Origin of the sequence: Oribacterium sp. HCP3S3_B9, from assembly GCF_052064255.1 — a bacterium.
Taxonomy (GTDB): Bacteria; Bacillota; Clostridia; order Lachnospirales; family Lachnospiraceae; genus Oribacterium.
Window position 1 is genome coordinate 26311 of record NZ_JBQHVY010000019.1, and the last position, 20422, is coordinate 46732.

Sequence of the window (20422 nt, forward strand, 5' to 3'; positions counted from 1 at the left end):
ACAACGAGCAGCTCCATTCCTTCTTTTCAGGTTTTCGGAGCTGCGTAAATACAGAAAGGAGTCCTTATATGTTACATCTTTCTTCATGGACACAGACCCTTCCGATGATGGCTTCCGGCATGCTCGGCATCATCCTCGTCATGGGTGTCATCGTACTGGTCGTCATGCTTCTTAACAAGCTGACCAGCCGTAAATAAATTACATACGAATAGCAGAACAGCCGGGTGAAGAAATCACCCGGCTGTTTTGCTTATTCGCTTTCATGTTTCACTTCAGATATCCCCGAACTTCAGCTTCGCGGCGTGCTGGATCAGCTCTGCGGCCTCCTCGATGCTGTAGCAGGCGCTGTTGATGCAGAGGTCACTGTACTCCGTGTTTCCAGGGAAATTCGGGATGTACTTCCGGTGGTAGCTCTCCCGCGCCTTATCCGCGTCATGTACCGCCTTCACCGCTTCCTTCTCGTTCATGCCGAAGTAGTCGATGCAGTTCTTCACGCGGACCTCATACGGCGCATACACGTACACACGCAGCAGCCGTGGCTCGTTTCTAAGGTAGTACGCACCGCAGCGGCCCACGATGATGCACGAATCTTTCTTCGCGAAGTCCTGGATGATGTTCTCCTGCACGAGGAAGATTTCATCCTCCATTTCGGTCGTGCCGACACCGAACGGATACAGATGATAGGAGAATTTCGAACGGATGTCCTCTTCCTTCCGGCTGATTTCCTTCACGGAGGTGTTCATACGCTTCGCGGTTTCCTCCACGATGTCACGGTCCATGAACTCGATGCCGAGCTGCTTCGAAAGCGCACGTGCCACCAGGCTGCCGAATGAACCAAACTGTCTCGAGATCGTGATCACATATTTTTCCATGCTGTCCCTCCGCTCTTAAATTTTAGTAACGCAGCTCTCCTGCGCCCGCCGCATCCTGCTGCCAGGAGCCACCGGGGTCCGACCCCCGCGTACCGCCGACGACCACCTTAAGGATTTCACAAGGGGGTCTGACCCCTTTCACTCCCGTCTACAGCACCTTCTGGATGAAGCTGATCGTTCTTGCCTCCTTCGGATGTACGATCACCTCCTGCGGTGTGCCCTCCTCGACGACGTAGCCACCGTCCATGAAGATGACGCGGTCTGCGACCTCACGGGCGAAGCCGATCTCATGGGTGACGATGACCATCGTCATGCCGTCCGCCGCCAGCTGCTTCATGACGGCCAGTACCTCGCCGACCATTTCCGGGTCGAGGGCCGAGGTCGGCTCATCGAAGAGCATGATGTCCGGCTTCATGCAGAGCGCACGCGCGATCGCGACACGCTGCTTCTGTCCACCCGAGAGCTGGGACGGATATGCCTCGGCCTTCTCGGCGAGATCCACGCGCTGAAGCATCTCCATCGCGCGCTCCCTGGCCTCTGCCTTACTGCACTTCTTCAGTTCCACCGGCGCCAGCATCAGATTATGCAGGACATCCATATTATTGAAGAGATTGAAATGCTGGAACACCATACCGATGTTCTCGCGGACCTTATTCATATCCACCTTTTTATCGGTGATGTCGACCCCATCCACATGGATCTTTCCGGCCGTCACCTCCTCGAGCCTGTTCAGACAGCGAAGAAAGGTCGACTTACCGGAGCCGGACGGGCCGAGGATGACGACGACCTCGCCCTCGTGGATCTCGGTCGAGATGTCCCGTAAGACCTCGAGATCACCGAAGCACTTCCGAAGGTTTTCTACCTTTATTTTAACATTTTTATCGCTTGAAATCACGGTTTTTCCTCCCTTCTTCGAACATCGCACTGCGGCATCTCTGCCCGCACACGCTGTTCCGCAACGAGACGCACTGCCGATCTACCGCCGGCAAAGCCCGTACTCGTTCATGTCTTCACTTCCACTGTCTCAGCGCTTTACGCCGCGATTCATTCTCCCCTCCACGATCTTCGCGATATAGGACAGGATCGTGATGACGACGAGGTACATGACGCCGACGATGGCCCATGTCTGGAAAGACATGAAGGTCTTCGCCTGTACGTTCTTCGCGGTATTGACGAGCTCCGGAAAGCCGATGACCGACAGGATGGAGGTATCCTTCACGGTGATGATGAACTGGTTGATGATGCTCGGGATCATCGTACGGATCGCCTGCGGCATGATGATCTTCCGCATCGTGGTCCAGTATGGAAGACCGAGGGACCGTCCAGCCTCCATCTGCCCGACGTCGACCGACTGGATACCGGCACGGATGATCTCCGCCATGTACGCACCACAGTTCAGTGCGAGACAGATGGTACCAGCCTGCAGTGCCGACATCGTGAAGCCCTGACCGATCTTCAGTATATTATTCAGCAGATACGGTACACCGAAGTACACGAAAAACGCGAGGACGATCATCGGTACGCCTCGGATGATGAAGACGAATATCTGCGCGATGATATTGCATACCTTATTCTTCACGACGCTCATAAGTCCGAAGATCATACCGAGTATACATGCGAACAGCAGTCCCAGAAATGCCAGCAGGAGCGTGCGGCCCATCGCCAGCACCAGCAGTCTTCCGTAGGCCGAAATAATTTTTGCCATAGTGTCTCACCCTTCTATAATCTGCATCCGCTTATCCGCACCGTTCAAACCGATGTAGATCTTCGGATGTCACCAACCGTTCCATTTCCATCTTCATGGAAATACGCCGCAGCGCACCAGTCTGTAGGGGTCAGGCTGATGTACTGCGACGATATTCTGTATTCTGCTCTATGAAGTCAAGTGATCGCATCATCCGGCGGGATCCTGCTCGGATCCCATCGCATCATCGATCAGACGACATGCCCGAATCAGCCGAGATATGTCGCGATGATCTCATCGTACTTGCCATTTGCCTTGATGTCCTTGAGACCTGCGTTAAACATATCGACGAGCTCCTGCTTGCTGGAATCGAAGATCGCGAAGCCATACTCTGCAGGATCGTTGCCGGTACCATCGACGATCTTCATGCCGAGGCCGGTATCCTTGATGTTGGACGCCATGATCGGCGTATCATCGAAGCAGGCTGCAACCTGACCGCCGACGACAGCCTGGTACATGGTCGGTGAATCCTCGAAGTAGGTGATCTCGAAGCCATACTGATCCTTGAGACTCTCTGCGTAATCTGCACTCATGGATGCGGTCTTGACAGCGACGCTCTTCCCCTTTAAGCCATCGAAGCCGGTGATGTCGGAGTTCTCCGCAACGGCCATGCTCTGGTTTGCATCATAATATCCATCCGAGAAAATCCATCCAGAAGACTTACGCTCATCGGTGATGGACGCACCGGCGATCATACCATCTGCCTGACCTGCCTGACATGCGGCGATGGAAGCATCCCAGCCGATGGACTTGATCTCATACTTGAAGCCCTGATCCTCGGCGATGGCTGCGACGATATCCACATCGATACCGACAAGCTTTCCGCTGTCATCGGTGTACTCAAATGGCTTAAATGCGGTATCGGTTACGATCTGCCATATCTTATCGCTGTCTGAAGCGGCTGCCGTGGTCTCTGCTGCGGCTGCGGTCGTATCTGCGGCTGCCGTGGTGTCAGCAGCTGCTGTGGTTGCGGCTGCGGTCGTCGCTGCGGTATCGGAGCCTCCGCACGCGGTGAGACCCAGGACTGCCATCGTTACTGCCATTACAAGTGCACTCTTTTTCATAATTTTCTCCTCTCATCTTTCTGCTGTGAAGCCTCGCTTCACGAGATTTATCCTAACGGCGTTCGCCGATTAGAAACATGTTTGTTAAGGCTTCCGACACGCATCGACGAAGGCCTGTACGAGCTTTCGCGATTTCGGATCCGTCATGTAGGCGAATTCCGGGTGCCACTGCACGCCGACGATGAAGCGTCGATCCGGCACGCCCAGGGCCTCCACCAGTCCGTCCTCCGAGTACGCCATCGCGACGGCCTTCGGGGCGAGCTGCTTCACTGCCTGATGGTGATAGCTGTTCACCGCATAGGGGCCCGGGCCGACGATGTCGGCGAGCAGGGTGCCCTTCTTCACGTCGACCGTGTGAATCGGTCGATCATACGGCGGGCTCATGTGGTGCTCCACGCTGGACGGATGCTCCGTCGGCAGGTCCTGATAGAGCGTACCGCCGAGGAGGGCATTCATCAGCTGGATACCGCGACAGATACCGAGCACCGGCTTGTCCTCCCGGTAGCAGCGATCGAAGAGGTAGCTCTCCATCTGATCGCGGCGACTGCAACGGACGCCACAGCTCGCTTTCGCTTCCTCGTGGTAGACGCCGGGGTCCACGTCATGGCCGCCCGTCATCAGGATGCCATCACAGAGAGAAAAGCAGGCATCCATCTCTGCCCGATCGATTGTCAGCGGAAGCATGATCGGAAGTGCGCCGCAGGCCTCGAGGGCTTTCATGTAGCCCGGAAGCATCCAGTAGCTTTCCTTCTCGTCATCATACAGCGGGATCAACCCGATTATTTTCTTCATATCTTCTCGCCTCCGCTCCCTGTCTTCGTTACCGACATGTGCCTCCCGTAAAGTAAAAAGACAAAGAGGTCTGAATCCTTTCGGACGCAGACCTCTTTGTCTTGGCTCGTATGTTAGCACTGCAACGTGTAAAAGTCAAGCATTTACATCGCCGGACATTTGATTCTTCTTGTTATTCCTTCACTTTATGAAAGACCCTCAAAAAATCACATATCCTCGTGTCGCATATTTGAGGCCGTAGCTAAAAGACTTTATTGTCTGCGTCTTTTTCTCTCATGGGCTATATGATACGACGATGTAAAAGACATGTCAATCATGTCTTTTATTCCATTTCCGGATATGTGCTATAACTGAACGCCGGGTCATCGCCGTCCCGGTCCCCACCTGTCTTCTCCCCCCTGCGGCGGGTGCAGCCCGCAGGCCGGTGCCACGCAGACGGGCACAACAGAAAACCGCCGTATGCATCATCACATACGACGGTTTTACATGGAGTATGAATTTTATATTAGGTAATAGAATTCCTTTTCAGGAAGTATGGTGCACGCGGTTCAGGAGTCCCCGTCACCATATGTAAATCAGAGTTTGAATCTTGTACGTATACCAAAAGTGCTTCTTATTGCAGGCGCTGTTCGATCGCACGCGTGCGCGTCGCATTCCCGCAAAAGTGTTTCTTACGCAAGTGCTGTTCCCAGCGCCTTGCACTCTGCCAGCGCCGCCTCATCCGGGGCATCCTGGCAGATCACGGTGGAGATCACATCCGCGCCGTCTGTGTCGCAACGGCTCTTCCACTCCTCCATCCATGCACCATCTCCCCAGTCCCAGACCAGAAAACAACCGCAACTTTGCTCATTATTCCTCCTCTCATCTTTAGAAAAATTTCAGACACACGCTCATTTCATGCCTCGACGCCCGAGGGCGAGTCGGTCACTCCGGCAGAAATCCGAAGCCTGGTCGAAATTCATCCTTCATATATATCCAAACAGCCACTGCTTATGGTCAGCGACCGATTTGGTCATGTTCGCTCAATGCTTCCGACGTGCGATCATCGCTCCGCCGTTCACATCGGCACCGTGAGGTGGTGCTGCCCGCGCAGGTATGTGCGCTCCGGCCGCCTGCATTGGCCGCGTCACAGAGCATCAGCTTGCGACGGTCAGCTCCTCGAGGGTCCGCCCCTGCGCCCATGCACGCTGGTAAATCGTGGTGCAGCGCCGGAATCTGCGGAAGGACGCCTCCGTCTGCTCGACATCGCCGTACACCTTCCAGGTGCCGACCGTCTTGCAGCCCTCTTCCTTATGGTTGATGAAGCCCTCGACATCCTCGAGCGGATAGCCGAGGAAGATGCCGATCTCATGTGGAAACTCGTCCGACGATTTCCGGGCGTGGATCCGACGGTTTCATCCCCGCCAGCGTCGGCGAGCAGTTCTCGATTAAAAGCTGTTCCGGCATATCGCTCTCCTGTCTTCGGTCTACTGCGTCTGGTGCCTGTCCTCTCACAGCTGAAATCAGTATCAGATGCTCGAGGTCTCCTGCCTGATGAGCGGTGCCGGATGTCTGGTGCTTGAATCAAAACATCCGGCATCGCTTCAAACAGATTCTTGTCGTTGTTCGGGTTAGTTATTGCTAACCTTGGCTGTATATTACTATATGTATTTGTTAGTGTCAACTAACTTTTGAAAATATTTCGTATTCCTGGAAGCTGTCAATAACAGCTCAGCCATCATCATGCAGACCTTCAGCTTCCGAGCATCATCTACGTACCCGAAAAAAATCAGTGACTCTGTAAAATCTATGTTATAATTATACAGCAAAACAGTCCATCACGACCGGACAGGAGGAACATCATGCTGCAGGGAAAGACCGTGCTTCTCGGCGTAACGGGAAGTATCGCTGCCTATAAAATCGCATATCTCGCGAGCGCGCTTCACAAGCTTCATGCCGACGTGCATGTGCTGATGACGAAGAACGCCACGAACTTCATCAACCCGATCACCTTCGAGACCCTGACCGGAAACAAGTGCCTGATCGACACCTTCGACCGAAATTTCCAGTTTGAAGTCGAGCACGTCTCCATCGCGAAGAAGGCAGACGTCGTGTTGATCGCCCCGGCGAGTGCCAATGTCATCGGCAAGATCGCACATGGCCTCGCGGATGATATGCTCACCACCACGATCATGGCCTGTCGCTGCCACAAGATCATCTCACCGGCGATGAACACCGCCATGTACGAAAATCCGATCGTGCAGGATAATCTCCGAAAGCTACAGTCCTTCGGCTATGAAGTGATCAGCCCGGCCTGCGGCTACCTCGCCTGTGGCGACACCGGTGCCGGTAAGATGCCGGAGCCAGCCGAGCTTCTCGAGTACATCCTTCGGGAAGTCGCCTGTACGAAGGACCTCGCCGGAAAGAAGGTGCTCGTCACCGCCGGCCCGACCCAGGAAGCCCTGGATCCGGTGCGTTATCTCACGAATCACTCCTCCGGCAAGATGGGCTATGCCATCGCGAAGATGGCCATGCTTCGAGGAGCGGAGGTCACACTCGTCAGTGGACCGACCGCGATCGAGCCGCCACACTTCGTGCACTTCGTTCCGATCACGACCGCACGCGACATGTTTGAGGCCGTGACCTCCGTGAGCGATCAGCAGGACATCATCATCAAGGCTGCCGCCGTCGCGGATTACCGCCCGACGACCGTCGCCGACAACAAATTAAAGAAAAAAGATGATCAGCTTTCCATCCCGCTCGAGCGAACCGACGACATCCTGAAGTACCTCGGCGAGCATAAGCACCCGGGGCAGTTCCTCTGCGGCTTCTCGATGGAAACAGAAAATATGATCAGTAATTCCAGAGCCAAGCTTGAGAAGAAGCACCTGGACATGATCGCCGCCAACAACCTGAAGGTAAGCGGCGCCGGCTTCCAGGGTGACACCAATGTCCTGACTCTGATTACACAGGATTCGGACGTATCACTCCCGCTTATGAGCAAGGAGGATGCAGCCATAGCGATCCTGGATAAAATTCTTCAGCTTACACACTAAGCTGCGGGCAATGCTGACGACCGGACACATCATCACCGTGCCGGTACCTCATCAGAGCTCTCTCTTTCATGTAACTGAAGGCAACGCAAATCGCCGGATTTCCGGCACAACCATGTGAAGCGGACCAGAAAACGCTCCGCTTTCCATCACCGTATTGTATCCGTGTACGATCGATCTTCATCGCATCTGAAACGGAACGGTAACAAGGAGGAAACAAAATGAAAAACAACAAGTTCACTACTGCACAGCTCACCTTACTCGGCCTGATGATCGCCATCCTGCTGGTGATGTCCTACACACCGCTCGGGTACTTAAACATTGGCCCACTCGCGATTTCGTTTAACGTGATCCCGGTAGCGATCAGTGCGATCGTACTCGGACCCGTCGGCGGCGCGGTGGCCGGTGGTGTATTCGGTCTCACCAGCTTCCTGCAGTGCATCGGCGTCGGCGGAACCAGCGCGATGGGCGTCATGCTCTTCAGCATTAACCCGTTCCTTGCCTTCGTGCAGCGCTTCATCCCGCGTCTTCTCGACGGCATCTGCCTCGGCTACATCTTCCGTGGCGTACGGAAGGTCAGCAACACCTATGTGGCATGCGCCGTCACCGGCTTCTTCTCAGCCTTCCTGAACACCCTCTTCTTCATGTCTGCACTCGTCGGACTGTTCGGAAACACAGAGTATGTTCAGAACCTGATGGGCGGCCATAACGTCATCATCGGCTGCTGCCTCATGGTCGGCATCAACGCGGTCTGCGAGATGGTATCTTCCACCATCATCACCGGTGCGATCGGCGCGGCTCTCTCCAGAGCGCACCTCATCACTGCCGCACAGATCAGCACAGAAGCAGCGTAAGTTTTCAGCTGTGCTGCGATAAGGGGCCCGGAGGGTCGTCAAATGAGGCACAGTACTCCGAGATCGGTTCAATCTAAGCCGGGGACCCTAAGCGGCACTAGGCCCTCTGCAATCACTGAGTTTTCTTTATGAAAACTCAGCGTTGCAGAGGGTTCCAGGGAGAGATAACACCAAGTGCCGCTAAGGGGACCCGACTTGATTTCACTCGATCTCTCCGTATGGCCTCATTTATCGGCCCTCCGGGACTTCTTTTCCATTTACATCTAAAATAACATTGAGAGAATATTATGATTTTAGCGATTGATATCGGAAATACGAATATTGTGGTCGGCTGCATCGATGATCAGAAGACCTATTTCATCGAGCGCCTCTCGACGGTTCGGACGAAAACGGAGCTTGAGTACGCCGTCGACCTGAAGACCGTCCTCGACATCTACCACATAAAGGGGAGCGACATCGAGGGATGTATCATCTCCTCGGTTGTGCCGCAGATCACGAACACCGCGAAGCTCGCGGCGGAGAAGATTCTGAAGAAGGAAGTCATGGTGCTGAGTCCAGGTGTGAAAACCGGGCTCAACATCCTCATGGATCACCCTGGTCAGCTCGGTGCCGATCTCGTCGCTGACGCCGTCGCCGGTCTCAATGAGTACCCGGTGCCGTTCATCGTGATCGACATGGGCACCGCGACCACGGTTTCCGTCGTCAACAGTAAGAAGCAGTACATCGGCGGCATGATTCTGCCGGGTGTCCGTGTTTCCCTCGATGCCCTCACCGCCCGTGCCTCCCAGCTCAGCGGCATCAGCATCGACGCACCGAAGCACGTCATCGGTAAGAACACCGTCGAGTGCATGAAGAGCGGTGTCCTCTACAGCAGCGCAGCTGCCCTCGACGGCATCATCGACCGCGTCGAGGAAGAGCTCGGCGAGAAGGCCACGGTCATCGCCACCGGCGGCCTCGCAAGGAAAATCGTCTCCCACTGTAAAAAGGACATCATCCTCGACGAGGACCTGCTCCTGAAGGGACTCCTCGTGATTTACGAGAAAAATAAGGCATAATTTCCGGCGGGATGAGCAGAGGGCAAGTGCCCGAAGCCATACGTAGAAGCCGTAAACAAATCAAAATCGACTCCTTAGAACCAGTTGGAGTATTTTTCCTTAGCACCCTCCGCAAACGACTGAGTTTTCATGAAGAAAACTCAGTCGTTTGCGGAGGGCCTACTGGTTCTGAGGGGTCGATTTTTGATCTTAATAAAAATTTAATGGGGTCTGACCCCATTAAATTTTTCTAAACTCACAGTGATGCGCGGAAGATCGCGGCGATGTCGGCTTCCTGGAGCGGAGCCCAGGCTTCGTCGAGGCCCTCGAGTTCGGCGACGTGGTGCGCCATCTCGTCGATGCGGCTGTCGTCGATGCCGACCTCGCGGAGGTGCATCGGGATGCCGAGGGAAGCGAAGAAATCATAGGTCGCCTGGATCGCCTGGTTTGCAATGTCGTAGCGGTCCTGTGCTGCGTCGAGGCCGAAGACATTGACGCCGTACTTCGCGAGACGGTCGACGGTGTGATCGTTCAGGATGTGCTTCATCCATCTCGGCGTGATGATCGCGAGGCCCTCGCCGTGCGTGATGTCATAGTACGCGGACAGGGCATGCTCGAGGCCATGGCACGGCCACAGGGAGCGGCTGTTGCCGAGGGAGAAAATACCGTTGCAGGCGAGGGTGCAGTCCAGCATCATCTCCGCGCGGGCGGTATAATCCTCCGGATTTTCGATGCACTTGCGACCGTTCACCATGAGGCTCTTGAACGCTGCCTCCATCATGCCGTCATTGAGCAGTGAGGACTCCTCGCAGAAATACTGCTCCATGATGTGGTTGATGGCGTCTGCGCATCCGGCTGCGGTCTGCTTCTTCGGCACCGTAAAGGTATAGGTCGGATCGAGGATGGAGGCCTGCGGGAAAAGATGCGGATCCATGTAACCGATCTTATCGTTGGTCTCGGTTCTCGAGATAACGCCTCCACAATCGTACTCACTGCCGGTCGCGGCCAGCGTCAGGATATCCACCATCGGCAACGCGTCCTGTGCGAGTACCTGACCACTGATCAGATCCCACGGCTCACCCTCGTACTTCGCACCCGCAGCGATCGCCTTCGAGCAGTCGAGAACGCTTCCGCCGCCCACCGCGAGGATTACATCGATCTTCTGCTCCTTACAGATCTTCACACCCTCCAGCACGCTCGGATCATACTTCGGATTCGGCTGAATGCCCGAAAGCTCATAGATCTCGAAATCCGCGAGCAGCTCCTTCACCTTATCATAGAGCCCCATCCGCTTGATGCTGCCGCCACCATAGGTGAGCAGCACCCGCTTGCCGAACGGCTTCATCACCGCAGGAAGCTCAGAAATCACACCCTCACCGAAAATCAGCCTCGTCGGCGTTACATAATCAAAATTTCGCATATCTGTTACCTCTTCTCTTCGTACGTTCTTTTAAAACAGGACTGCCTGTGGATGACCGTGCTGGACCTCGCTCAGCTTGATCAGACAGTCGGTGCAACATGACTGCCAGTGGATGGCCTGTCTACCTCTATCCTTACTCGCAAGGACAGGGTGTGTGCCGGCGACGAAACCACCGGCTTTCCCGGCACATAGTCCCCCGTGCGCCGACGGGAGATATCACAGGCATGCCAAAGTCTACTTTCTATATAGTAGCATTTTCGGAGAGAAAATCCTACTGCGGAGGTCCAGACTTGTTTTCGCGATTTATTATCACCCCCGGTTGCTCGCCCCGGTCACAGATGCATGGCACCATAGCCAGTTATGAATAAAAGAGCATTACTCTTCCTCACTTTCACACCGCCAGCACCTCCATGTCTCGAACCTGTGATACAGCATCGTGTCTCGGACTAAAAAGGCATTACCTTTCCTCGCTCTTGCCCCACTCACACTTCCATGATTCGACTCCAGTGACGCTATAGCATGCTTGGGATTAAAAGGACATTACTCTTTTTTGCTATATCACTCTCATATTCAAAAAGGCATTATTTTTTCCAGCTTTTGCCCGGCTAAGACACCTCATTTTTGCGTTTATGACACAATAGTCCGCTTCGAATTAAAAGGGCATTACCGAAAATAATGTCCTTTTATCTATGGAAGCTGTATTGCGTCACTTTTCCGAAAAAGATAATGCCTTATTTTTTCATACCCATCTACTGCGAAATATCATAATGCCTTATTTTTCAAGAACCCTCTATAGCAAATCTCGATAATGCTCATTTTTTCGAAAGCTTTCTATAGCAAATCTCGATAATGCCTTTTTCTCTGCATCCCGCTTATTGCGTCAACTCCCACAACTCCTAATGCCCACGAGCGTGATTTTGCGACATTTGCGAAAATCCGCGCTGTCATCACACTGCCCCGTAGCGATCCGAATCCTGGTTAACACAGCAATGCGCGCAGTGACCTTTCCACGATGCATCAAAGAATTATTCTGTGAGACGATTCTTTATATCCATGACTCGCAAATTTTATCTACGCAAAGAAATAATCGATCATATGATCCACGAGTCCAAGATCCAGTGGGCGCTCTTTCGTCTCGCTCGTGATGATCAGGTCCATCATCGGATAGTACCCAGAGACTGCATACTCATGAAGCTTCTTTATCGCATGCTCTTCATAGCGCTCATCATCCATCAATCCTAGATGCTCCCAGTAATAAATCTTCCCCGTTCTGGGATCCATAATAGTGAAATCCGGATATATCTTACGATTATTGAGCTGCAGTTCACACTCATAGCGCACCGCCAGACCTCTCGCTTTTAATCTCGATGCAATATATGCTTCTGATTTTGACCGAACCTCGACGCCGAGCACGCTCTTGATTCCCACCTCATTTGGAAATGGATTGGTCGGAAACTCTGCCCTCTCCCACTCTTGATATTTCGTCGGCAATGCTGTGAGCCTGTCTGTGTACTCCCGAATTTCAGGTACTTCTGCAATTCTCCTGTCTTTTCGCGACTCCACGTTCTTACAGACATTCAGATACATTTTCAGGCCTCTATACTCTTCCTTTTTATCGATGAGCGCTTCTACACATAGCGTTTTTTCAATCATCCGCTGAATCTTCGTCCTGTCCCGACTTGAAATATATCTTCGAACCTTCTTATTCGTCATCGGATCCTTATATGCCTGATAGCAGCGACGATGCCCATTCACGTTGTACACTACAAGTTTTCCTTCTGGAAGCAGTTTGATTTTATTCTCCAGCCTTTTAATTTCCTTATCCAGATACTCAAAATCTCTCCTGGCAAGTTCTCTCGTTGTTATAGCCATAGTCCATGTTCCTTTCTTTGAGATGATCTCCGTGAACTCTGAATGAATTGTACCCATTGTCAAGGACACCAGAAATTTTTGTTGCCCCATTTTTTAGACAGCTATGAATCTCGTACACCGTCCAAGTTGAGTTCCATTTACAATTTCATGTGACATTTATCCACCGAAAAGAGTCTGAATTGATTGTTTTCCAAGTTGAATTGTTCAGAATCTCCCAGTGTTGTCTCGAGTATCTATGAGTGTAACGTGCCTTGTCGATTTTGAAAATGTCCGAAAACAGACCATAGTCCCGAAACAGACTATAAAAAAGCACGAGTTCCAGCCGAGAAAGCAGCTTTTTGCCTCGTTAAAAAAATTTTTATGATGCCAACAATCCAGGTAGTCAATAACTCCTCCGAGCAGCCTTTATTCACCTTCCCGATCTAGCTGGAAGCTGATTTCGAAGGTTCAAAAGAGCAGGCACCATTCCGGTCACCTGCTCCCACATACTCATAATCATATTCCTTTTCCGTCATCCTCTTCCAGCGACTTCAAGGTCTTTCCATCTTTCGTTTTCCAGCTTGTAAGCCCATTTGCGCTCTTTCCGATCACAAACACGGCCGCAGAGGATGGACTCGTAAAAAACACGTTTTCCAGAAGAACGCCATTCTCGTCGACCCGGGCTGTCTTTCTTTTCTCTTTAATCGTAGCAGAGACGGTATGATCATCCGTAGGTGAAATATGGCTTCCCTTGTAGACCACAAATCCATCTGCCGTCTGCTTTCCATCCGCCGTAACCGTTCCGACATCCTTAACCATTCGTTCCAGATGAAGAAGAACGCCCTTTTCTGCCTGTTCCGAAGACGCGCAGTCCTCCGCTGGCACTGGCTGCTCGAGCGTTTCAAACACCTTATGCCCCAACGCACCCATGATCAGCTTCGCATTGTCGATGAATTCCTCCATCTCGCATTCTTTTTCTTCCGTAATATTGCCCATCGTAGGTTCATTTGCATTTTTTACCTCATAACGTTGCGCCTGAAGTGCCATATTACAGAAACGATTTTCCAGATAGCTGATCTCCGTCGGCCCAAATGTGTTATTCGACGTGGTAAATGCGACCGCCCCCGTCCAGTAGTCCTTATTCGGATTCAGCCTGTGTTCCTGGAGACGATTCAGTATCCCCTCTCCATTTTTTCTAGCACCCGCCTGGCCGATATATACCACATTCTTTCCTGTCGTATCCGATGTGCCAAACAGGAAATACACGCCGCGCAGATATATGCTAAAGTGACGCGACAGACAATTTCACAGGTTTATATTGGAAACGCACACTCCTCCCGGATGATAACGAACAACACTGGTTTCATCACAGGAGGATTTTTTATGCCGAAAACCCAGTTTCAGAATGTCGTATTCACCGCCATCATGGCCTTCGTCATGGTTTATGGGATGATCGTCTATAACATCTCCCTCTGCATCTGCACCATGATGTGCCCGATCATGAGCCTCATCGCCACCATCCTCTTCAAGGAAGACAAGACCTTCGGCACCTTCGTTCAGACCTGGGGCATGAACTTCCCGATGGCCATCTTCTACCAGATGTTCTACTGCGGTCCGTTCGTACGCTGGATCTACCGCCACATCTTCACTGAGAAGTAAGTTCCACGGTCGCCAATGCTGGCGGCCGTTTCTTATATCTCTTCGCAGGTAGATGCACGTCCGCATTGTCACAATCCGCGCTCTCCGGAAGCTTCTGCCATTATCCATTGCGTAAAAGATGTCCCTGCGCAGACTGCGACATGACCCATTTTCACAAAAGTTGTCCCTGTGTCGCCTGTGACATTACCCTTTTCGCAAAATGTGTCACTGTGTCGCCTGTGACATTATCTCCGGCTCTTCCGCGAGCCTGTATATTAAGTGATTTTCCGGATTTTGACGCAAAGCAGCCCTGTTTCAGAGCTATGACTTTAAGTCAGCTCTGCCCCTCACTGAAACACCATTGCAGTCTCATCTCCGTCATTCCGGTCATTTCTTTTTAGACAACGAAAAAGCGCCGACTATAACACCGACGCCTTCATTTCATTCATTATGCTGTTTTGCTTTTGTTTACTTGATCTTCCAGTAACCCGTTCTCGTTGTTCCGATGCGCTCGATAGCGCCTTTCTCTTTCAAGGCTTTCAAATATCCCGCTATTGTTTTTCGGCTGACATTCATCATTGCAGCAAGTTGTGTTACCGTGTAGCCGGGATCTTGAACGAGATAATTTAACAGGGTACTTTCCCGATTATTCACGTGAACATTCACCCTATCATTCACCTTATTATTCACCCTGACAATTCTGTCCTCTGGCCCGGTAAACTTTATCATGATATCGCCGGGATGAACGGTATATTCTGGCATCGGAAGACTGTCTGCTTTCAGAGAATCACAGATCTTTTCAACACCTCGGCCCCAGCTTTCAATGAAGCCTGCCAGGTAAAAGATATGCGCAATATCAGGATTATACGGCAAGGACGCATGCTTACCCATCAGATTTCCCAACGTCCAGTTTTCAGGCAGACGTCCCACATTTGCCACGTAAAGCCTGTCATTATAAACGCTGACCTGAATCGGAATTCTCGACTCGTACTGCTTATGACAAATAGCATTGAGCAATGCTTCTCTTAGTGCTGCCTCCGGTACAAAGTAACGTTCTCGCCTGTAAATCCCTTCATATGTAATCTTAGCGCGCATATATTTGAATAAAATCAATTCAATCGCTTTATCGACCTGTTCCAAAATAGAGCCGTGGACTTCATCCTGATAAAGCAGATCGGAGTCGCTTTCAAAATAGCCAATCTTGATATAAGCGCCCAACTGATACTTATCCGGGTCCTTACAGAAGAGAAGCATAGCCGCATTCGTCAGATAATCACCATTCGTAAGACGCAGCTTTTCCATCAGGACTTCTTTAGATTCATTCAAAAGAGCCGGATCGATTCTGCCCTTGTCTGCCGCAAGCTTCTTGAAATGCTCAACGATTTGGTCATCCACTTCCTCAGCCCTGAAAACAGGAAGAGGTGAATGATCCCATGTTGCGCCATGCTTTCGCATCAGGAAAGCTTCCAACGCCGGTCCGGTTAGGACCTGCTTCGTACTGCCGCTACGATAATGGTATACTCCTTTGCAGGAAATGCCGATCGGATACGGCGGAACATCGATCTCAATATACTCCCTGTCTCCCTCTGTGAGCCGATTGACATCAACAACGATGCCCATAGCATCTCTTATCTTGTTCGGAATGTCTTCCATCAGCTTTTTGGAATCACTGACCCCGACGACCTTTCCGCTATCATCACAGCCAATATAAAGCTTGCCGCCCTGAGCATTCGCAAAGCCGCATATCCACTTCAGGTATTCATCCCTCCAGGATTCTTTCCATTCAATATTCTGCTGTTCAGGCATAGCACACCACCTTCCACATTACTCTTTTCCCTTGATTTCCGTGACCCGGATGGGAGTCACAGTTCCAACTTCTCCACCAGTTCCTGATACATCTTCATGAGTGCAGCGACGCAATCTGCTTCCGACATCTTCGTGCTGAAGCCGTACGCCTGCATCACGGCGATGTCGTTTTTCGTATGTGCTTTGCGAAGCTCCGGCGGCATGGTCAGCGGGTCATAAAGATCAGCCAATGACGAGTCCGGGTACAGCGCTCTCGCATCGAGAATTCCCTGCGCTGTTTCTTCAATCTTCTGCTTCTGAGCGTCTGTTGGAGAAGGCCACGGGAAAGTATTATAAACAATGGTGGTCGAATAGCTATAATCGCTCTTCATTCTACCACATACAGTTCTCATCCAAGCCATATGTACATTTGAGTTTATCACTCCAAAATGAAACAGGGATGCATCTGGGATTGTAAATAGTTTATCTCCCGGAATCACATCATCAGTCATAAAGCCGAAGGGTACATATCTCCTTCTTTGACTTGATACTTTTGCAAATGCGATATACTCCTTTGACGGAATCCGATACTGGCCAAATCTCCATGGAACTTCTGCAGATTTCTTAGTTTGCACATTTTTGCTTGCAAGTCTAAACTGTTTTACCTCTTCAACTCTTTTCAATACTAATGGCATTGAGCGTAACTCTTTCGGACTTATGTCTGGCATCCACAGGCAGTAACGCTTAATATTGTTAATAAACTCTCGCCCCATCATAAATTGCTTAATATATCCCTTAGCTTTCGGTTCATTTTTCAAGAGCTCATTTTTTTCATTCTCAGTAAATAGGTAGAAACCGTTATCCGTCGCCTGACTTCCGCGAACAATAGCTGGCACATCACATAATGGAGACGACGCTTCTTCAACTATTATGACTGGGGCATCCAGTAAATACTGGTTTATGGTATTTGCTAAATGCTTATTATCACCATCATATATCCATTTTTTCTTTCTTTCAGCTTTCGAAAATCCCACTATAACGACATGGACATTTGCCTTTTCAGATGCTTCGCTATCCCACCGAAAAGTCCGAAAGGCAAAATTAATCAGACACTCCTTTTTGACCAATATCTCCTTCCATAATGATGTAGCCTGTTCACCTTGACATATACTATTCGTAGATACAAAAGCCACCTGGATTTCTGTCTCAGAAATAAAGTCAGCAGCTTTCATATACCAACAAGATACATAATCTAACTTTCCACGCTTTTGCCCCCAGATATTATCCATGTCAACACGCTGCGCATCGGACATATAATTAGTTCCGACAAACGGTGGATTCCCCATGATATACTTCAGTTTTTCTTTTGGCACAACCTCATTCCAGTCAATTCTCAGCGCGTTACCTTTCGTGATGTTCACGTAGGTTTTCAGCGGGAGGAAATCCTGGTTGAAGCCGTAGACGATGCTCTTCGTTTCTTCGAGCATCTGGGATTCCGCGATCCAGAGCGCGGTCTTCGCGACCGTCACGGCGAAGTCATTGATCTCGATGCCGTAAAACTGCTGGATAGAGACTTGAATCGGGTTCAGTTCTTCATCGCCAAGAGTCATCTGTCCGTCGAGTCTTTCCTTGAGGACCTGATTCTCGAGTCGGCGAAGGCTGAGATAGGTTTCGGTCAGGAAATTACCGGAGCCTGCTGCCGGATCCAGGCATACGATGGTCGCGAGCTTATGCTGGAAGGCATCGAGCTTGTTCCGCTTCGTTTTCGGCTGCGCGATCTTACAGATGTCCTGAAACTCTGCTTTCAGATCATCGAGAAACAGCGGGTCAATGACCTTGTGAATGTTCTCGATGGATGTGTAGTGCATACCGCCGGCGCGGCGCGTTTCCGGATTCAGCGTCGACTCAAATACGGCGCCGAAGATCGTCGGGCTGATGTCCTTCCAGTCGAAGCCCTCCGACGCTCTCTCCAGGATCAGCGCCCTGATCTCAGCATTGAACTGCGGTATCTCAATCGACTCGTCCGCAAAAAGGCCGCCGTTCACGTATGGGAACTGCGCCAGCTCCGCCTCGAGATACTCGTCACGCTCCGCGATCGGCGTGTCGAGCACACGGAAGAGCTCGATGAGCGCGCGCCGTGAGTCCTTCACCGAATAGCCGGCGAGGTAATCGTGGAACATGCCATGGCGTCCGAAAATGCCGGCGTCCTCGGCATAAAGACAGAATACCAGACGCACGCAGAGGGCATTGAGGCTGCGTAACTTATGCTCGCGCTTCGCCTTTTCCTCCTCCGTCTCCTTCTTCGGAATCGTGTCCGAAATCCCGTACTGCTTCAGGAAGGCACTATACAGGAGTCCGACAATGTCTCCGGCCTGAATGGATACCTCCATCTCGTGGGACAGTTGCTTCATGTCTTTCTTGATGAGAAAATCCAGCAGCGTGTACTTATTCTGGAGCTCCGGAAGGCTGAGCTTCGTCGGCTCCGGGACGGTCGCTTCCATATCATAGATCCAGATTTCGAGGAAGTTGGACGTAACGATCCAGCGCGCCTTCTCCGACAGCGGCAAGTTATCGTTATAACGCTTCGCCTGCTCATACGGCGTCAGCTGCTCGCCACCCGACTGATACTCCTTCTCGTCCAGCTTATGCGTGGAGCCCTTCTGCTCGATCAGCACCTTCACATCCGGGATGTAGGCGTCGATGTATCGGGTATGTACCTTACCATCGCCCTCCGGCAGCTTGACCGGCTTCTCAAACAGGACATACTTCATCACATTCTCAACACCGAGCACATCCTGCAGCAGCTGCATCCAGTACATATGGCAGTCCTGCTTCTCACCGCCGCCCTTCCGCCAGCTGTTTATAAACTGCCGCGCCGCTTCTCTCTGCTCTGCATCTGTCATATCAAAACCCTCATACAAAAACATGGAGCCGAAGCCCCATGACACATTATCAGCTAAGTTATATTTTAGCATAGAATGGAGAACGGCGAACGGAATATATAGAAAAAGGCCGCCTCACGGCAGCCTGAATCCGACATCATCTACTCATTACTCAACGTCAGCGCACATTGTGGGTGATCTATCTTATTACATGTATATGCCACAGAATAGCCAAAGCCCTCTTTAAAACCGACCACGCATCTTCCCGCCTTCATAGATACTACTTTTCCATCTAAAAATGTGATTGAACTATATGAACCGGTATATTCTTCCTTCCCCCACCAATTAGGAACCTTATTATTATACTTTCCTGTCGAAATGTAGTCAGTTTGAATTTCAGCATAATATGCTCTTACATTCGCCCAATCTGTCGCCACCTCTGCTTTATGAAGCTGCGAAGTAAAAATCGGAATTGATATCGCAACAAGTTCACCGATGATTGCAACGACGATTAAGAGCTCCGAAAGTGTGAATCCTTTTTTATTTCTTATCGTTTTTCCTCCTGGCTTTAAGTTTTATCGGCTGTGAATGAAACAGTCGAATGTCTTCTAACGTGAACGCTTGATATTTTCAATGTCAAAATCAGTGTTCGAGACGATAAGAACCCACAAAAACTTGTCTTATCGGTTCACGAAATTCAGTACCATCACGATCACGAGCATATGTACCGGGTAGAAGGCGTAGCAGGCGTACTGGAATGGCTTACTGTGGTAGCCCTGGCGGCCGCGGTAGAGTCCGATCGGGATCAGCGCAAGGAGGGCGAGGCCCTGCTGACACAGCTCGATTTCGGTACCGAAGATGTGAATGGGATACATCAAACCACTGAGGAGCTCGACATTGACCCAGTATAGGGCGAGGAGCTGGCCCAGGAAGCACCACCACTTCCGACCGCGGAAGAGATAGAAAACGAACATCGTGAGCACGCCGGCACCGTAGTAATCCACCATGCCGAGGGTGCCGAGCACGGCACCGAACGTCACGACCAGAACCACGGTCAGCACATAAAGCGCCAGCTTCTGTTTCTTCCGCGCCTTCTCCATCAGATGTATACCGAGAAGACCGAGCAGAAGTGTCCAGATGACGTTCTGGTGGACCGGGTAGAACCAGGTACCGCCGTACATGAGATCAAACGGAATCTCGGAAAGCACTGCAAACACAAGCATACGGCGCAGGTACTTCCGTAAATCGTGCGTGTGGAAGTAGCCCTCGACGGTCATGAAGGCGAAGATCGGGAAGGCGAGGCGTCCCACACAGGTCAGCCACTCCTGCGCCGGCAGAAGCGTCGCCCAGAGGTGATCCATGAGCATGAAGGTCATGGCGATGATGTGAAGTGCCGCCGCACTCAGGTCGAAATATCTGGTCTCGTTCAAATGTCCCCTCCCTGTCCGATTTCT

Annotated in this window: 19 protein-coding genes; 5 read left to right on the forward strand and 14 right to left on the reverse strand. The window is 51.4% G+C overall.

Annotated elements, in window-relative coordinates; genetic code table 11:
• The first annotated feature begins 68 nt into the window (after positions 1 to 68).
• Positions 69 to 197 (forward strand): hypothetical protein, encoded by a 129-nt coding sequence (locus ACTNC3_RS09375; RefSeq protein ID WP_410043789.1) that lies wholly within the window; start codon positions 69 to 71, stop codon positions 195 to 197.
• Between the two features lie 75 nt (positions 198 to 272).
• Here the strand turns inward: ACTNC3_RS09375 and ACTNC3_RS09380 are convergent, their stop codons facing one another.
• The 7 genes from ACTNC3_RS09380 to ACTNC3_RS09410 form a co-directional block, all read right to left on the reverse strand.
• Positions 273 to 872 (reverse strand): AAA family ATPase, encoded by a 600-nt coding sequence (locus tag ACTNC3_RS09380; RefSeq protein WP_441227256.1) that lies wholly within the window; start codon positions 870 to 872, stop codon positions 273 to 275.
• 148 nt (positions 873 to 1020) lie between these two features.
• On the reverse strand, positions 1021 to 1764 hold the full coding sequence (locus ACTNC3_RS09385; protein ID WP_410043820.1) for an amino acid ABC transporter ATP-binding protein: 744 nt from the start codon (positions 1762 to 1764) through the stop codon (positions 1021 to 1023).
• A gap of 132 nt (positions 1765 to 1896) precedes the next feature.
• Positions 1897 to 2577 (reverse strand): amino acid ABC transporter permease, encoded by a 681-nt coding sequence (locus ACTNC3_RS09390; protein ID WP_410043787.1) that lies wholly within the window; start codon positions 2575 to 2577, stop codon positions 1897 to 1899.
• A gap of 248 nt (positions 2578 to 2825) precedes the next feature.
• Positions 2826 to 3680: a transporter substrate-binding domain-containing protein gene (locus ACTNC3_RS09395; RefSeq protein ID WP_410043786.1), complete on the reverse strand. Its 855-nt coding sequence runs from the start codon at positions 3678 to 3680 to the stop codon at positions 2826 to 2828.
• Between the two features lie 84 nt (positions 3681 to 3764).
• A complete protein-coding gene (locus ACTNC3_RS09400) occupies positions 3765 to 4472 on the reverse strand; it encodes a gamma-glutamyl-gamma-aminobutyrate hydrolase family protein (protein WP_441227257.1) in 708 nt (235 codons plus the stop codon).
• A 671-nt stretch (positions 4473 to 5143) separates the two neighbouring features.
• Positions 5144 to 5269: a hypothetical protein gene (locus ACTNC3_RS09405; RefSeq protein WP_441227258.1), complete on the reverse strand. Its 126-nt coding sequence runs from the start codon at positions 5267 to 5269 to the stop codon at positions 5144 to 5146.
• A 339-nt stretch (positions 5270 to 5608) separates the two neighbouring features.
• A complete protein-coding gene (locus ACTNC3_RS09410) occupies positions 5609 to 5857 on the reverse strand; it encodes a DUF3793 family protein (protein ID WP_441227277.1) in 249 nt (82 codons plus the stop codon).
• Positions 5858 to 6313: 456 nt separating this feature from the next.
• Between ACTNC3_RS09410 and coaBC the strand changes: the two genes are divergently transcribed.
• From coaBC to ACTNC3_RS09425, 3 genes are all read left to right on the forward strand, one after another.
• Positions 6314 to 7507 carry a bifunctional phosphopantothenoylcysteine decarboxylase/phosphopantothenate--cysteine ligase CoaBC gene (gene coaBC, locus ACTNC3_RS09415; RefSeq protein WP_441227259.1) on the forward strand — a complete coding sequence of 398 codons (1194 nt, stop codon included), beginning with the start codon at positions 6314 to 6316 and terminating at the stop codon, positions 7505 to 7507.
• A gap of 218 nt (positions 7508 to 7725) precedes the next feature.
• A complete protein-coding gene (locus ACTNC3_RS09420) occupies positions 7726 to 8358 on the forward strand; it encodes an ECF transporter S component (protein WP_410043782.1) in 633 nt (210 codons plus the stop codon).
• A 287-nt stretch (positions 8359 to 8645) separates the two neighbouring features.
• Positions 8646 to 9413: a type III pantothenate kinase gene (locus tag ACTNC3_RS09425; RefSeq protein WP_441227260.1), complete on the forward strand. Its 768-nt coding sequence runs from the start codon at positions 8646 to 8648 to the stop codon at positions 9411 to 9413.
• 235 nt (positions 9414 to 9648) lie between these two features.
• Here the strand turns inward: ACTNC3_RS09425 and ACTNC3_RS09430 are convergent, their stop codons facing one another.
• The 3 genes from ACTNC3_RS09430 to ACTNC3_RS09440 all read right to left on the reverse strand — a co-directional run bounded on the left by ACTNC3_RS09430 (position 9649) and on the right by ACTNC3_RS09440 (position 13887).
• Positions 9649 to 10812 (reverse strand): iron-containing alcohol dehydrogenase, encoded by a 1164-nt coding sequence (locus tag ACTNC3_RS09430; protein ID WP_441227261.1) that lies wholly within the window; start codon positions 10810 to 10812, stop codon positions 9649 to 9651.
• A gap of 1071 nt (positions 10813 to 11883) precedes the next feature.
• A complete protein-coding gene (locus ACTNC3_RS09435; protein WP_441227262.1) occupies positions 11884 to 12741 on the reverse strand; it encodes a hypothetical protein in 858 nt (285 codons plus the stop codon).
• 438 nt (positions 12742 to 13179) lie between these two features.
• A complete protein-coding gene (locus ACTNC3_RS09440; protein ID WP_441227263.1) occupies positions 13180 to 13887 on the reverse strand; it encodes a GIY-YIG nuclease family protein in 708 nt (235 codons plus the stop codon).
• Between the two features lie 159 nt (positions 13888 to 14046).
• Between ACTNC3_RS09440 and ACTNC3_RS09445 the strand changes: the two genes are divergently transcribed.
• Entirely contained in the window at positions 14047 to 14322 is a 276-nt protein-coding gene (locus tag ACTNC3_RS09445) for a hypothetical protein (protein WP_441227264.1), read from the forward strand.
• A gap of 447 nt (positions 14323 to 14769) precedes the next feature.
• Here the strand turns inward: ACTNC3_RS09445 and ACTNC3_RS09450 are convergent, their stop codons facing one another.
• From ACTNC3_RS09450 to ACTNC3_RS09465, 4 genes are all read right to left on the reverse strand, one after another.
• On the reverse strand, positions 14770 to 16107 hold the full coding sequence (locus ACTNC3_RS09450; RefSeq protein WP_441227265.1) for an ATP-binding protein: 1338 nt from the start codon (positions 16105 to 16107) through the stop codon (positions 14770 to 14772).
• Between the two features lie 56 nt (positions 16108 to 16163).
• Positions 16164 to 18989 carry a DNA methyltransferase gene (locus ACTNC3_RS09455; RefSeq protein ID WP_441227266.1) on the reverse strand — a complete coding sequence of 942 codons (2826 nt, stop codon included), beginning with the start codon at positions 18987 to 18989 and terminating at the stop codon, positions 16164 to 16166.
• 140 nt (positions 18990 to 19129) lie between these two features.
• On the reverse strand, positions 19130 to 19519 hold the full coding sequence (locus tag ACTNC3_RS09460) for a type IV pilin protein (protein WP_441227278.1): 390 nt from the start codon (positions 19517 to 19519) through the stop codon (positions 19130 to 19132).
• 129 nt (positions 19520 to 19648) lie between these two features.
• Positions 19649 to 20398, reverse strand: a complete 750-nt coding sequence (locus tag ACTNC3_RS09465) for a TraX family protein (RefSeq protein WP_441227267.1) — start codon at positions 20396 to 20398, stop codon at positions 19649 to 19651.
• Positions 20399 to 20422 lie beyond the last annotated feature (24 nt).

What these genes read in the sequence shown, in the direction of transcription:
- ACTNC3_RS09375 (WP_410043789.1), top strand. Translation starts at nt 69, where the DNA reads ATGTTACATCTTTCTTCATGGACACAGACCCTTCCGATGATGGCTTCC.
- ACTNC3_RS09380 (WP_441227256.1), bottom strand. Translation starts at nt 872, where the DNA reads ATGGAAAAATATGTGATCACGATCTCGAGACAGTTTGGTTCATTCGGC.
- ACTNC3_RS09390 (WP_410043787.1), bottom strand. Translation starts at nt 2,577, where the DNA reads ATGGCAAAAATTATTTCGGCCTACGGAAGACTGCTGGTGCTGGCGATG.
- ACTNC3_RS09395 (WP_410043786.1), bottom strand. Translation starts at nt 3,680, where the DNA reads ATGAAAAAGAGTGCACTTGTAATGGCAGTAACGATGGCAGTCCTGGGT.
- ACTNC3_RS09400 (WP_441227257.1), bottom strand. Translation starts at nt 4,472, where the DNA reads ATGAAGAAAATAATCGGGTTGATCCCGCTGTATGATGACGAGAAGGAA.
- ACTNC3_RS09405 (WP_441227258.1), bottom strand. Translation starts at nt 5,269, where the DNA reads ATGGAGGAGTGGAAGAGCCGTTGCGACACAGACGGCGCGGATGTGATC.
- coaBC (WP_441227259.1), top strand. Translation starts at nt 6,314, where the DNA reads ATGCTGCAGGGAAAGACCGTGCTTCTCGGCGTAACGGGAAGTATCGCT.
- ACTNC3_RS09420 (WP_410043782.1), top strand. Translation starts at nt 7,726, where the DNA reads ATGAAAAACAACAAGTTCACTACTGCACAGCTCACCTTACTCGGCCTG.
- ACTNC3_RS09425 (WP_441227260.1), top strand. Translation starts at nt 8,646, where the DNA reads ATGATTTTAGCGATTGATATCGGAAATACGAATATTGTGGTCGGCTGC.
- ACTNC3_RS09430 (WP_441227261.1), bottom strand. Translation starts at nt 10,812, where the DNA reads ATGCGAAATTTTGATTATGTAACGCCGACGAGGCTGATTTTCGGTGAG.
- ACTNC3_RS09435 (WP_441227262.1), bottom strand. Translation starts at nt 12,741, where the DNA reads ATGGGTACAATTCATTCAGAGTTCACGGAGATCATCTCAAAGAAAGGA.
- ACTNC3_RS09445 (WP_441227264.1), top strand. Translation starts at nt 14,047, where the DNA reads ATGCCGAAAACCCAGTTTCAGAATGTCGTATTCACCGCCATCATGGCC.
- ACTNC3_RS09450 (WP_441227265.1), bottom strand. Translation starts at nt 16,107, where the DNA reads ATGCCTGAACAGCAGAATATTGAATGGAAAGAATCCTGGAGGGATGAA.
- ACTNC3_RS09455 (WP_441227266.1), bottom strand. Translation starts at nt 18,989, where the DNA reads ATGACAGATGCAGAGCAGAGAGAAGCGGCGCGGCAGTTTATAAACAGC.